Below are 13,166 nucleotides of genomic sequence, written 5' to 3'. Positions count from 1 at the left end.
CACACGCCATTATGACAGCCGCCACGAGAAAGCGCCCCGGCCGGGGCCGGGGCGCTCCAAGAACCTGATCGGTACCCGATGTGGACCTGACGGTTCCCGCGCGGGGCGGGGTCAGGCGGCCTGCTGGACCGCGTCCTTGCGGACGTCGCCCTCGATCACCGGGGCGCTGGGGCGCGCCGCCGAGGCGATCTCGATGCGACGGGGCTTCTTCGCCTCCGGAACCTCGCGGACGAGGTCGATGTGGAGGAGGCCGTTCTCGAGCGCCGCACCCGTCACCTGGACATGGTCGGCGAGCTGGAACCGCCGCTCGAAGGCGCGGGCCGCGATGCCCTGGTGCAGGAACTCCGCCCTGCCCTCGGCCTTGCGCTCGCCCTTCAGCGTGAGCGCGTTCTCCCGCACCTCGATCGACAGGTCGGACTCGGTGAAGCCTGCGACCGCGACGGTGATGCGGTAGGCGTTCTCGCCGGTCCGCTCGATGTTGTAGGGCGGGTAGGTCGGGGCCGCCTCGGCGCTCGCGAACTGGTCGAGGGCGGAGAACAGGCGGTCGAAGCCGACGGTGGAACGGTACAGGGGAGCGAGATCAAACTGACGCATGACATATCCTCGTCTGAGCAACATGCAATTCCGGTCCGCCCGATGGGCCGGACCCGTCTCTCGTGCCGCCTGACGGCCGGCACAGACGAGATATCGGAGGGGGAAAATCGCGCTTCAAGACCCCCGGCGAGGGTCGGAAACGAGATTTTTTCGCTACGGTCGCAGAGTGCATCGGAGCGTGCATCGGGCCGTGCATCGGACAGTGCACGGGACGATGCGCGGAGGCGCTGAGGTGAGGCCAGTGAGACGCTTCGACGGTGACACCGGGCGCGAGCCGCCGCTCCTGACCCTGCGCAGCACGCCCGACAACCCGGTGCCGCCGGGCGGCACGCTGATCGCCGTCGGCACGCGCGACGACTGCACCCTGCGGGCGGCCTACTGGCAGACCACGGCGCGCACCTGCCGGGGCACGGTCTGCCTGCTCCAGGGCCGGGCCGAGTTCATTGAGAAGTACTACGAGACGATCCACGAGCTGCGCGCCCGGGGCTTCGCGGTCGTGGCGTTCGACTGGCGCGGCCAGGGCGAATCGGACCGGCGTGTCGACGACCCCCACAAGGGCCACGTCGCCCGGTTCGACGATTACCGGCTCGACCTGCGGGCGGTGGCCGAGACGATCCTGGTGCCGCTGATGCCCGAGCCCCATGTCGGCCTCGCGCATTCCATGGGCGGATGCGTCGCCCTCCTCGCGGCCCTCGACGGGGCGCTGCCGTTCCGGCGGCTGGTGACCCTGGCGCCGATGCTGTCGATCCGGATGGTCCGCTGGCCGGCCGGCGCCGCGATCCTGTCGCGGGGCCTGCAGCGGCTCGGCCTCGGGAGCCGCTACATCCCGTTCGGCAAGCCGGTCTCGATCGCCACCAACCCGTACGCCGGCAACCGCCTGTCGCGCGATCCCGTCCGCTACGCCCGCAACGCCGCGGCGGCGCGGCAGGTCGGCGCCGGCGCGGTCGGCGACCCGACGATCGCGTGGCTCGCCGAGGCGTTCCGCGCGATGGCGCGGCTGCGCGACCCGCGGGCGGCGCCGCGGATCGGGCTGCCGACCCTGATCGTCGCGGCGGGCGCAGACCCGGTCTGCGGCACGGCGGAGACCGAGCGCTTCGCCGCCCGGCTGAAGGCCGGCCATATCCTGGTCCTGCCGGATTCCCGGCACGAGATCCTGACCGAGCGCGACGCGATCCGGCAGGATTTCTGGGCGGCCTTCGAGGCCTTCGTGCCGGGCTCGCCCCTGCCGACCCACGCGGAGGTCGAGGCGCACGCCGTCGCGGTGCCGGTCGCCTGAGGCGTCAGCCGCCGAGATCCGGGTCGATGTCCCGCGGGCGCACGGACCGGTCGAGGTGCCCGCGGCCCGGCGCGATCTCCGCCCAGCGGTCGCCGTCGAAGTCGATCACCACGAAGGCCGCGGTCGGGAATTCCAGGGCCAGCCGGTCCCGGGCCGCCCGCGGCCCCGAGCCCGCGAGGATCGCGGCGAGGTCGCCGAGACCCGGATTGTGGCCGACGACGATCAGCGTGGCGGCCGCGTCGGGCGCCTGCCGGATCACCCCGAGGATCCGGTCCGCCGGCGCCTCGTAGATCTCGGAATGCCAGCGCGTCTCGGGGCTGCCGAGGGCCGCCTCCATCGCGGCCCAGGTCTCGCGGGTGCGCGCGGCGGTGGAGACTAGGGCGAGGTCCGGGTGCAGGCCCTCCCGCGCGAGGTGGGCGCCCACCGCCGGGGCGGCCCGTTTCCCGCGCGCGTTGAGCGGGCGCTCATGGTCCGCCACGCCCGGCGGACGGTCGGACTTGGCGTGCCGCAGCAGGATCAGCCTGCGCATGAGCGAACCTCTGACGCGTCTCGTGGGCCGGTCTCGGATCTGCCGGTTCGGGCGCGCGGCCGGACCGGGCGGCGCCCGCTCCCGCCCGGTTAGCCGAAAGCGCCGCGTGCGGGAACCTCGGCTTTGCCCGCACCGTTCCGACCGGGAGCCGTCCGCAGCACGGCCCGCGGCCCGATCCGCGGCGCGACGGTCTCTGGCCAGGAGGCTGCCCGATGGACCGATCCGCCCGCGTCACCGAGATCCTGTCGTGGTACGGGGCCGACAGCCCCGGGACCCTCACCAACCTCGCCCGGATGCTGGAGCACGGCAAGCTCGGCGGCACCGGCAAGATGCTGATCCTGCCCGTCGACCAGGGCTTCGAGCACGGGCCCGCCCGCAGCTTCGGCCCGAACCCGCCGGCCTACGACCCGCACTACCATTTCGAGCTGGCCCTGGCGGCGGGGTGCAACGCCTACGCGGCGCCGCTCGGCTTCCTGGAGGCGGGCGCGCGCGACTATGCCGGGCGCATCCCGCTGATCCTGAAGCTCAACGACCACGACCTCCTGGCCGACGAGGAGGATCCCGAGCAGGCGATCACCGGCTCGGTGGCCGACGCCCTGCGGCTCGGGGCCTGCGCCATCGGCTTCACGATCTACCCGGGCTCCGCCCACCGCAACGCCATGTACGGGCAGATCCGCGAGATTGCCGAGGAGGCCAAGAGCGTCGGCCTCGCCGTGGTGATCTGGTCCTACGCCCGCGGCTCGGCCCTGTCGAAGGAGGGCGAGACCGCCATCGACGTGATCGGCTACGCGGCCCAGATCGCCGCGCAGCTCGGCGCCCACATCATCAAGGTGAAGCTGCCCTCGGCCCATATCGAGCAGCCGGCGGCGAACAAGGTCTATGAATCGACCGGCATCCCGATCGGCACGGCGGCCGAGCGCGTCCGCCACGTGGTGCAGTGCGCGTTCAACGGCCGGCGGATTGTGATCTTCTCCGGCGGCGCCCAGGCCGAGGAGGCCAGCTTCCTCGACGAGATCCGCGCCATCCAGGCGGGCGGCGGGTTCGGCTCGATCGTGGGCCGCAACGCGTTCCAGCGCTCAAAGGCGGACGCCCTGTCGCTGCTCGGCAAGATCACCGACATCTACGCGGGCGGCTGAGGCGGGCCGCGCCTCAGCCGCCGTCGCGGGCCAGCCGGGCTAGCCCATCGCTCGTCGGCCCGGCCGGCCGCCAGCCCAGGGACGCGAGCCCGTCGGCGCGGGCGACGAGACCCTCGGCGACGCGGGCGAACTGCGCGTCCCGGCCGGTCAGCCGGCAGCCTAGCCGGAGGAGCCCGGCCGGGACCGGGACGAGGCCCGGGCCGCGGCCGAGGCCCTGCCGGAGGGCCGCGATCATCTCCGGCAGGCTGAGCGGGTCCGGATCGGCCGCGACGAGGGCGCGGTTCAGGGGGGCGGGCGCCGCCAGCACCGCGTCCACGGCGCCCGACAGGCTCTCCAGCGCGATCAGAGAGCGCCGCGCCGCGAGGCCGCCCAGCGGCAGCGGGTAGGGGCTGCGCGCCAGCCGCAGGAGTGCCGCCATGTTGCCCTTCACGCCGGCCCCGTAGACGAGGACCGGGCGCAGCGCGACCCAGTCCAGGCCGGTCTCGGCGAGCGCGGCCTCGGCCTCGAGCTTGGAGCGGCCGTAGGCGTCGGTGGGCCGGGGCGGATCGCCCTCCCCGACTACGCCCGGCGCGCTCGCCCCGACCTGGGCGCGGATCGACGACAGGAACACGAAGCGGCGCACCTTCGCGCGCGCCGCGGCCTCCGCCAGCCGGCGCGTCGCCTCGGTGTTGAGCGTGCGGTAGTCGTCCTCCGGTGCCCCCGACATGGCGTGGGCGAGGCCGGCCGAGTGCACCACCGCGTCGACGCCGCTGAGGGCCGCGGCCATGTTGATCGGGCGGGTCAGGTCGCCGACGACCGCGCTCGCCGCGCCCTCCGGCACGGTCGTGGGCCGGCGCAGCAGCACGCGGACCCGGTAGCCGCGCGCGGTGAGGTCGGCGAGCAGGTGGCGGCCGATGAACCCGGTCGCCCCAGTGAGCGCGATGAGTCCGGTCACGGCTGGGCGGCCTCTGTCACGGCTGGGCGGCACCTTCGGCTGGGGCCGGCGCCGGGGCGCGGGCGAAGCGGCGGAGCAGGGCGGCGACCAGGGCGAGCCCGGCGGCCGATGCGGCGAGCGTGACCGGCCAGGACGGCCAAAACAAGGTCGCGGCGGCGAGCGCCGCCAGGGCGAGATTGGCCGCGAACACCCGTCCGACCACGCCGGGCACGGTCAGCCCGTTGACGGTGGCGCGCTGGTAGTAGTGCCCGCGATGGGCCTCCCAGACCCGCTCGCCCCGCGCCGCCCGCGCGGCGAGAGTCAGGCTGGCATCGGCGAGGTAGACGAGCGGCAGCAGCAAGGCGGCGGCGAACCCGCCCGCCAGGGCGAGCTGGCACAGCAGCCACGCGGTGACGAGCCCGACCGGCAGCGAGCCGACATCGCCGAGGAAGAGCCGCGCGACCGGCCGGTTGAACGGCGCGAAGCCCAGCACCGCGCCCAGCAGGCTCGCCGCCACCAGGGTCGGCAGCGGCGGCAGGTGCCCGGCGAGGCCGATGAGCAGGAGCGCGCCCGCCACCGGGACGATCTCCGCGACCGTCATCCAGTCGAGCCCGTCCATGAAGTTCGTCAGGTTGACGAACCACAGGCCGGCCAGCAGCGCGAGGCCGCGCTCCAGCCAGAGCGGCAGGCCCGGCAGCAGGCGCCCGTCCAGGTGCCAGACCAGCAGGCCGACCACGACGGCCTGCGCGGCGAGCCGCAGGGCGGCCGGCAGCGGCCGGACGTCGTCCACGGCGCCGAGGACCGCCAGGGCCAGGGTGCCGCCGGCGAGCCAGATCCAGTCCGGCCGCCCGCCGATCTCCGGCGCCGCGATCAGCAGGCCCGAGATCGTGACCAGCGCCGTCACCACGGCGATCCCGCCCCCCTGCGGGGTCGGCACGGTGTGGCTGGAGCGGGCGTTCGGCCGGGCCAGGGCGTAGCGCTGCAGCAGCGGGCGCAGGCGCAGGATCAGGCCCGCCGAGAGGGCGGCGGCGAGGGGCACCGCCAGGAGCAGGATCGCGGTCAGGGCGGACGGCAAGTTGGGCGGCATGGCGCCGTCCTACGCGATCCGCCGCCCGACCGTGAGGGGGTTACGCCGCCCGCACCGTGGCGAGGAAGCGCGCGACTTCGGCCCCGAGATGCTCGGACTGGCGCGACATCTCGCTCGCGGCCCCGAGCACCTGGGCGGCGGCGGCGCCCGTCTCCTCGGCGGACTGGGCGAGGCTCGCGATGGTGCCGGTGACCGCGCCGGTGCCGGCGGCCGCCTCGGCGACGTTGCGGACGATCTCCTGCGTGGCCGCGCCCTGCTGCTCCACGGCGGCCGCGATGCTGGAGGCCACGCCGTCGATCTCGCGGATGCGCCGGCCGATCCCGTCGATCGCCGACGCCGCCTGCCCGGTGGAGGACTGGATCCGGCCGATCTGGCCGGTGATCTCCTCGGTGGCCCGGGCGGTCTGCTCGGCGAGCGCCTTGACCTCCGAGGCCACCACCGCGAAGCCGCGGCCCGCGGTGCCGGCGCGCGCGGCCTCGATCGTGGCGTTGAGCGCCAGCAGGTTGGTCTGGGCGGCGATCCCGGAGATCAGCGCCACCACGTCGCCGACCTTCGCGGCCGCGCCGCTCAGGTCCTGGACCAGCGCCACCGTGTTGGTCGCCTCGGCGACGGCGACCCGCGCGAGCTCGGCCGAGCTGCTGACCTGCCGGCCGATCTCCTGGACCGAGGAACCGAGCTCCTCGGCGGCGGCCGCGACGGTGTTGACGTTGGCGGCGGCGTCGCTCGCGGCGCCCGCGACGGTGCCGGACTGCCCGGCGGCCTCGGTCGCGCTGCCGGTCAGGGTCCGGGCGGTGGCCTCCAGCTCGGTCGCGGCCGCCGACACGCCGCCGACGATGCCGCCCACCGCCTGCTCGAAGGCGTCGGCCATGGCCCGGGTCGCGGCCCGGCGCTGCGTCTCGGCATCGGCGCGGGCCAGCGCCGTCTCGGCCTCCAGGGCGCGCGCGCGGACGAGGTTGTCGCGGAACACCACCACGGAGCCCGCCAGCGCCCCGATCTCGTCGCGGCGCTCCTGCCCGGAGATCGCCACCTCGGCGTCGCCCGCCGCGAGGCGCTGCGTGACGGCGGCGATCTTGCGGAGCGGCCCGCTGACGCCGCGGGTCACCAGCACGAAGGCCCCGAGCGCCACCAGCAGGGCGAGGCCGGCGAGCGCCAGCACGTTCCGCTTGGCGGCATCGTAGGTCTGCGCGATCAGCGTGCCGCTCGCCTGCGAGCCGTCGCCGTTCAGGGCGACGAGCTTCTCCCAGTCGGCCATGATGGCGCGGATGCTGTCCGACATCACCGTGTTGTAGATCCGCTGCCCGCCGGCGACGTCGCCCGCCTCGGCCTTGGCCACCGCCTCCCGCTGCTGCTCGGCGTAGGTGGCCACGTGCTGGCGGAAGGCCGCGTAGGCCTCGCGCTCGGGCTGGGTCAGCGTCAGGGCCTCGTACCGGGCGTACTGGGCGGCGAGCAGCGCGTCGCGCTTGGCGATCTGGTCGGCGACCTCGGCGCGCAGCGCGGGCGTGTCGGCGGTGATCAGGCGGACGGCGTTGACCCGCTGCCGCATGAAGTTGATGCCGATCCGGCCGAGGGCGTCGGTGGCCGGGATGCGCGTGTCGCGCAGCTGCGCGGCGGCGGACTCGATGCGGCCGAGCTCGGCCAGCGAGAGGCCGCTCGTCGCGGCGATCAGCAGCACCAGGGCCGCGAGACACAGGCCGAGCTTGGCCGCGATGGAGATACCGGCGCGCATAGGAGTTGGTCCCCGATCCCGTGTCTGGGATCGGGGCCAATACTTGTCCGATAAATGTTAAGGTTGTTTGGGGCCTGCCCGGACCGGGCAGGGTCGGTCCGCTAGTAGACCTGGGCCTCGGCGCGCGGCTGATCCGCCGGGCCGTCCCGTCGATCCAGACCCTTCTCCACGACCTTGGCGAGCCCGACCATGATCTGGTCGATGGCGTAGTCCTTCGGCGTGTAGACGGCGCGCACGCCCATGTTCTTGAGGACCAACTCGTCCTCCGGCGAGATGATGCCGCCGACCACCACCGGGATGTGGTCGAGCCCCGCCTCGCGCATCTTGGCGCGGACCTCCCGCACCAGCGGCACGTGGGAGCCGGACAGGATCGACAGGCCGACCACGTGGGCGCCGGTCTCCTTGGCCTTCGCGACGATCTCGGCCGGCGTCTGGCGGATGCCGTCATAGGTGACGTCGAAGCCGACGTCCCGGGCGCGCAGCGCGATCTGCTCGGCGCCGTTGGAGTGGCCGTCGAGGCCGGGCTTGCCGACCACGAGCTTCGGCGTCTCGCCGAGCCGCTCGCCGAGATCGGCGATCAGCAGCTTGGCCTCCTCGGCCGCGCCGCTGGAGACCGTCTCCACGGTGACGCCGGTGGGCGCCCGGTACTCGCCGAAGACAGCGCGCAGGCGCGCGCCCCACTCGCCGGTCGTGACGCCGGCCCTGGCCGCCTCGATCGAGGGCGGCATGATGTTGGCGCCGGATCGCGCCGCCTGCTCCAGGGCGTCGAGGGCCTGGCCCACGGCGGTCTCGTCGCGGCGGCCGCGCCACTCGCGGATCCGGCTCTGCGCCTCCATCTCGACGGTCTCGGAGACGGAGAAGATCGCCCCCTCCCCGGCCGTGAGCGGCGACGGCTCGCCCTGCTGCCACTTGTTGACGCCGACGACGATCTGATCGCCGGCCTCGATCGCCGAGATCCGCCGCGCGTTCGACTCCACCAGCGCGCGCTTGAGCGCCCCGGTCTCGACGGCCGCGACCGCGCCGCCGATGCCGCCGATCCGCTCCAGCTCGGCGCGGGTCTGCGCCTTCAGCTCCTCGACCTTGGCCTCGATCACGTGGCTGCCGTCGAAGATGTCGTCGTACTCGAGGAGGTCGGTCTCGAAGGCCAGGATCTGCTGCATCCGCATCGACCATTGCTGGTCCCAGGGCCGCGGCAGGCCGAGCGCCTCGTTCCAGGCCGGGAGCTGCACCGCGCGGGCGCGGGCGCGCTTGGAGAGCGTCACCGCCAGCATCTCGATCAGGATGCGGTGGACGTTGTTCTCCGGCTGCTGCTCGGTGAGCCCCAGGGAGTTCACCTGCACGCCGTACCGGAAGATGCGCTTCTTCGGGTCGTCGATGCCGTAGCGCTCGCGGGCGATCTCGTCCCAGAGCTCCGAGAACGCCCGCATCTTGCAGATCTCGGTGACGAACCGCAGGCCCGCGTTCACGAAGAACGAGATCCGGCCGAACACCTCGGGGAAGCTCGCGGCGTCGAACTCGGGGTCCTCGCGCACGGTGTCGAGCACCGCGATGGCGATGGCGAGCGCGTAGGACAGCTCCTGGACCGGCGTCGCCCCCGCCTCCTGAAGGTGGTAGGAGCAGACGTTCATCGGGTTCCACTTCGGCACGTTCTTGGTCGTGAACAGGATCACGTCCTTGGTGAGCCGGAGGGACGGTGCGGGCGGGAACACGTAGGTGCCGCGCGACAGGTATTCCTTGATGATGTCGTTCTGGGTCGTGCCCTGGAGGGCGGCGATCGGCGCGCCCTGCTCCTCGGCCACCGCGAGGTAGAGCGCCAGCAGCCACGGGGCCGTGGCGTTGATCGTCATCGAGGTGTTCATCTGGGCGAGCGGGATGTCCTGGAACAGGGTCCGCATGTCGCCGAGATGCGCGATCGAGACGCCGACCTTGCCGACCTCGCCGCGGGACAGCTCGTGGTCGGGGTCGTAGCCGGTCTGGGTCGGCAGGTCGAAGGCGACCGACAGGCCGGTCTGGCCCTTGGCGAGGTTGCCCCGATAGAGCTTGTTGGACTCCGCCGCGGTCGAGTGACCCGCGTAGGTGCGGATGATCCAGGGCTTGTCGCGGCTCGACTTGTCGCTCCTGGTCTCGGCGACGCTCGCGCCCATTCCTCGCCTCCGTGTGATCTTTGTATCCGCGCGGGGCGCGGCCTTGCGGTCACCGTAGCGAAGGCTTGAGCACGCGTCATCCGGGACGGAAGTGCAAGACGCCCGCGCGGGCATCCGCGGCTCATGAAAAAACTTGCCCGCCGGAACAGCGGGATTTGAAGGCGCCGCGGCGCGCCGCCGCCCGCGCGCCGCCCGCGATCGCGGTCCGGACGGTGCCGCGCGACGGTCCCGACCCGCTTTATCAATGCTGGTATAATGTCTACCTGAACTGTTCTGCGCGGGACTTGCCGCTGTTCAGGCGCGAGAGAGCAAGTCGAGCCAATGACTTAGAGGTGCATGTGCTCGCCGGACGGCCGGGAGCAGCTCGGGCTGGCGGCGGTGGAGTCGGGCAAGGTCTCGGGGCCGGGGCGACCGAGGCCGGCGCCGAATAATACTTGGTCTGCCGGAAAGCCGATTTTGAATACGTGGTCGCGCGCCCTGTGCTCGCGCTTTTTTCATGTCGGAAACCGTCGGCTTTCGACTTTCGGCCCACTTGGACGCCTCCGGCATCGCCGGTATAGCGCGATGGAGAACCGCGGCCGTGAGAAACACGCGGGACGAGAGGAGAGCGAGATGGCGGCGAGCGCTGCGATCAGTCCGACGGGCGGGGAGGTCAAGGACCTCTACGAGATGGGTGAGATCCCGCCGCTGGGTCATGTGCCGGCCAAGATGTATGCCTGGGCGATCCGGCGCGAGCGGCACGGACCCCCGGAACAGTCCCACCAGCTCGAGGTGCTGCCGGTCTGGGAGATCGGCGACGACGAGGTGCTGGTCTACGTCATGGCGGCGGGCGTCAACTACAACGGCGTCTGGGCCGGCCTCGGCGAGCCGATCTCGCCCTTCGACGTCCACAAGGGCGAGTACCACATCGCGGGCTCCGACGCCTCCGGCATCGTCTGGAAGGTCGGCTCCAAGGTGAAGCGCTGGAAGGTCGGCGACGAGGTCATCGTCCACTGCAACCGCGACGACGGCGACGACGAGGAGTGCAACGGCGGCGATCCGATGTTCTCGCCCTCGCAGCGGATCTGGGGCTACGAGACCGGCGACGGCTCCTTCGCCCAGTTCTGCCGGGTGCAGTCCCGCCAGCTCATGGTCCGGCCGAAGCACCTCACCTGGGAGGAGGCCGCCTGCTACACGCTGACGCTCGCCACCGCCTACCGCATGCTGTTCGGCCACGCCCCGCACACGGTGAAGCCGGGCCAGAACGTGCTGATCTGGGGCGCCTCCGGCGGCCTCGGCGTGTTCGGCGTGCAGCTCTGCGCGGCGAGCGGAGCCAACGCCATCGCGGTGATCTCGGACGAGTCGAAGCGCGACTACGTGATGAGCCTCGGCGCGAAGGGCGTCATCAACCGCAAGGACTTCGACTGCTGGGGCCAGCTGCCCAAGGTCAACAGCCCCGAGTTCCACGCCTGGACCAAGGAGGCGCGGAAGTTCGGCAAGGCGATCTGGGACATCACCGGCAAGCAGGACGTCGACATCGTGTTCGAGCATCCGGGCGAGGCGACCTTCCCGGTCTCGGCGCTGGTGGTGAAGCGCGGCGGCATGGTGGTGTTCTGCGCCGGCACGACCGGCTTCAACATCACCTTCGACGCCCGCTACGTCTGGATGCGGCAGAAGCGCATCCAGGGCTCGCACTTCGCCCACCTCAAGCAGGCCTCGTCGGCGAACCAGTTCGTGCTCGACCGGCGGATCGACCCGTGCATGAGCGAGGTCTTCCCCTGGGACAAGATCCCCCAGGCCCACACCAAGATGTGGAAGAACCAGCACCCGCCGGGCAACATGGCCTGCCTCGTCAACTCCCCGCGCGCCGGCCTGCGCACGGTCGAGGACGTGATCGAGGCCGGTCCGCTGAAGCGGTAAGGCGCTCCGTCGGGCCGGTTCCCGCTCTCGCGCGGGGCCGGCCCGATCGGTTAGGCTCGCGGCGTCCCGCGCCGACTCGGCGACCGATTCGGTGTGCCGGGGCGCGGATGACGGGCCGACGCGATCCTCACAGGACCCGGCCCCGATCCGGACAGGGGGCACGGTTTTGAGCGGCGACGACGAGGCTTACGTCTACGACGAGGCGACGGGCGAGTGGCTCCCGCCCGGGTCCGCGGCCGCGCCCGCCGAGGCGCACGCCGTTCGCGACGCGGCCGGCAACGTCCTGGCCGACGGCGATTCGGTTACGCTGATCAAGGACCTCAAGGTCAAGGGCGCGAACCAGACCCTGAAGCAGGGCACGGTCATCCGGTCGATCCGGCTCACGGACGATCCGGACGAGATCGACTGCCGCCACGACACCATCAAGGGCCTCGTGCTGCGCACCGAGTTCGTGCGCAAACGCTGAGGCCGGTGCGGCGCGGCGCTTCTCCAGGCCGCCCGCGCTACCGCCGCCGCGTCTCGTCCTGCGGCAGGTGCCGGCCGTAGGCCTCCTGCTTCTCGGCGCGCTCCTGGATCAGGTCGGCGTAGGCCTGCCGCATCTCCGGCGAGACGCTGATGCTCTTGCCCTTGGCGGCCTTGCGCTTGGGCGCCTTCTTGAAGGTGTTGTTCGTGTCGCTCATGCCGGGCTCCGCGTCGAACCGTGGCGGCATCGCGTGGCCGGACGACCGATCCGGGATCCGGCCGCCGCCCAGGGCCGGTCACCCGCCCTGTAGCGCATCGCGGCGCCGGACGCACGGCTGCCGGGATCGGGCCGGTATCGGGCCGGGACCGGATTGATCTGGCCTGTCGCGGCGGCCTCTGCCAGGATCGGGACGACGCGGGCAAAGCGGGTCGGAGGGCGGGAATGGATTCGGGTGACGCGTCGCGGTGCCGGGTCCCGGATTCCCTGCGCGGCCGCGCCCGGCGCGCGACGGCCCTCGCGATCCTGATCGCCCTCGGCACCGGGCCTGTCGGGGCCCAGGACCGGCCGGCGCCCGCCCGGGCCGCCCCCAGATCCGCGCCGGCCGACCCCGTCTTCGAGGCGATGCGGGCGGGCTTCGAGGCCCTGCCGGAGGCCGACCGCAAGGCCGTCCAGGACGCCCTGGTCTGGACCGGCGACTTCAACGCCGTGGTGTCGGGGGCCTTCGGGCGCCGGACCTTCGAGGCGCTCACCGCCTACGGCGCCCGGACCGGCGGGGCCGACCCCCTCGATCCGCGCGGCCGGGCGGCGCTGCTGTCCGCCGGCGCGGCGGCGCGGAACGCGGCGCGTTTCCGCGTCGCGGTCGACCCCGGGACCGGCGCCGTGATGGGCGTGCCCGAGAAGCTCCTGGCGAGACGGACTGTCCTGCCCTCCGGAACCCGCTGGCAGAGCCAGGACGGCCGCGTCACCCTGGAATCCCGCGCCTTCCCGCCGGGGGCCGAGAGCCTCGACGCGCTGTTCGAGAAGGCGACCGCGCCGCTCCCCGGCCGCAAGGTGACCTACAAGCTGCGGCGGCCGGACACCGTGGTGGTCACCGCCGAGACCGGGCCGGGACTGTCCTACATCCGCTACGCGTCCGGACCGGAGGGCGTGCGGGGGTTCCTGCTCGGCTACGATCGCGCCCTGGCGCCGGAGGTCGACCGGCTCGTCATCGCCGTGGCGAACGCCTTCGTGCCGTTTCCCGATCCCGCCGCGGCGCCGGCCGCGCAGCTACCCCCGAGCCCGGGTCCGGCACCGGCCGCCCGCGCCGCCGCCCACCCGGCGCCCCAGCCGCAGGCCGCGCCGCTGAGGCCGGCGAGCCTCTCCCCCGCGCCGGCCTCGGGTGCGGGTCTCGCGAAGTCGG

General features: G+C 73.0%; 11 protein-coding genes and 1 pseudogene. 5 read left to right on the top strand and 7 right to left on the bottom strand.

What is annotated here, in order from left to right; genetic code table 11:
* Window positions 1-111 precede the first annotated feature (111 nt).
* Window positions 112-594 carry an Hsp20 family protein gene (locus ACLBYE_RS02585; protein ID WP_042673074.1) on the bottom strand — a complete coding sequence of 161 codons (483 nt, stop codon included), beginning with the start codon at window positions 592-594 and terminating at the stop codon, window positions 112-114.
* A 241-nt stretch (window positions 595-835) separates the two neighbouring features.
* Between ACLBYE_RS02585 and ACLBYE_RS02580 the strand changes: the two genes are divergently transcribed.
* Window positions 836-1,870, top strand: a complete 1,035-nt coding sequence (locus ACLBYE_RS02580; RefSeq protein ID WP_447692925.1) for an alpha/beta fold hydrolase — start codon at window positions 836-838, stop codon at window positions 1,868-1,870.
* Between the two features lie 4 nt (window positions 1,871-1,874).
* Here the strand turns inward: ACLBYE_RS02580 and ACLBYE_RS02575 are convergent, their stop codons facing one another.
* Window positions 1,875-2,399, bottom strand: coding sequence for a SixA phosphatase family protein (locus tag ACLBYE_RS02575; RefSeq protein WP_447692924.1), 525 nt, complete (start codon window positions 2,397-2,399; stop codon window positions 1,875-1,877).
* Window positions 2,400-2,611: 212 nt separating this feature from the next.
* On the opposite strand from ACLBYE_RS02575, the gene ACLBYE_RS02570 reads away from it, so the two are divergent.
* Window positions 2,612-3,535: a class I fructose-bisphosphate aldolase gene (locus ACLBYE_RS02570; protein WP_447692923.1), complete on the top strand. Its 924-nt coding sequence runs from the start codon at window positions 2,612-2,614 to the stop codon at window positions 3,533-3,535.
* A 13-nt stretch (window positions 3,536-3,548) separates the two neighbouring features.
* Here the strand turns inward: ACLBYE_RS02570 and ACLBYE_RS02565 are convergent, their stop codons facing one another.
* The 4 genes from ACLBYE_RS02565 to ACLBYE_RS02550 all read right to left on the bottom strand — a co-directional run bounded on the left by ACLBYE_RS02565 (window position 3,549) and on the right by ACLBYE_RS02550 (window position 9,405).
* A complete protein-coding gene (locus ACLBYE_RS02565) occupies window positions 3,549-4,469 on the bottom strand; it encodes an NAD-dependent epimerase/dehydratase family protein (RefSeq protein WP_447692922.1) in 921 nt (306 codons plus the stop codon).
* Window positions 4,470-4,485: 16 nt separating this feature from the next.
* The gene (locus ACLBYE_RS02560) at window positions 4,486-5,535 is read right to left on the bottom strand and encodes an MraY family glycosyltransferase (protein ID WP_447692921.1); all 1,050 of its coding nucleotides are present in this window, start codon (window positions 5,533-5,535) and stop codon (window positions 4,486-4,488) included.
* Between the two features lie 40 nt (window positions 5,536-5,575).
* Complete coding sequence (locus ACLBYE_RS02555; RefSeq protein WP_447692920.1) at window positions 5,576-7,261, bottom strand: methyl-accepting chemotaxis protein; 1,686 nt, start codon at window positions 7,259-7,261, stop codon at window positions 5,576-5,578.
* A gap of 101 nt (window positions 7,262-7,362) precedes the next feature.
* Window positions 7,363-9,405, bottom strand: coding sequence for a protein meaA (locus ACLBYE_RS02550; RefSeq protein ID WP_447692919.1), 2,043 nt, complete (start codon window positions 9,403-9,405; stop codon window positions 7,363-7,365).
* A 612-nt stretch (window positions 9,406-10,017) separates the two neighbouring features.
* Between ACLBYE_RS02550 and ccrA the strand changes: the two genes are divergently transcribed.
* The gene (gene ccrA / locus ACLBYE_RS02545; protein WP_042672037.1) at window positions 10,018-11,304 is read left to right on the top strand and encodes a crotonyl-CoA carboxylase/reductase; all 1,287 of its coding nucleotides are present in this window, start codon (window positions 10,018-10,020) and stop codon (window positions 11,302-11,304) included.
* 166 nt (window positions 11,305-11,470) lie between these two features.
* A complete protein-coding gene (locus ACLBYE_RS02540) occupies window positions 11,471-11,770 on the top strand; it encodes an alkylphosphonate utilization protein (protein WP_447692918.1) in 300 nt (99 codons plus the stop codon).
* A 37-nt stretch (window positions 11,771-11,807) separates the two neighbouring features.
* Here the strand turns inward: ACLBYE_RS02540 and ACLBYE_RS02535 are convergent, their stop codons facing one another.
* On the bottom strand, window positions 11,808-11,984 hold the full coding sequence (locus tag ACLBYE_RS02535) for a hypothetical protein (RefSeq protein ID WP_012318104.1): 177 nt from the start codon (window positions 11,982-11,984) through the stop codon (window positions 11,808-11,810).
* 224 nt (window positions 11,985-12,208) lie between these two features.
* On the opposite strand from ACLBYE_RS02535, the pseudogene ACLBYE_RS02530 reads away from it, so the two are divergent.
* Window positions 12,209-13,166: pseudogene (locus ACLBYE_RS02530) on the top strand (serine protease); the annotation flags it as partial.

The sequence above is a fragment of the Methylobacterium sp. A52T genome (assembly GCF_053346095.1).
This window is presented reverse-complemented; position numbering and strand designations above follow the sequence as displayed.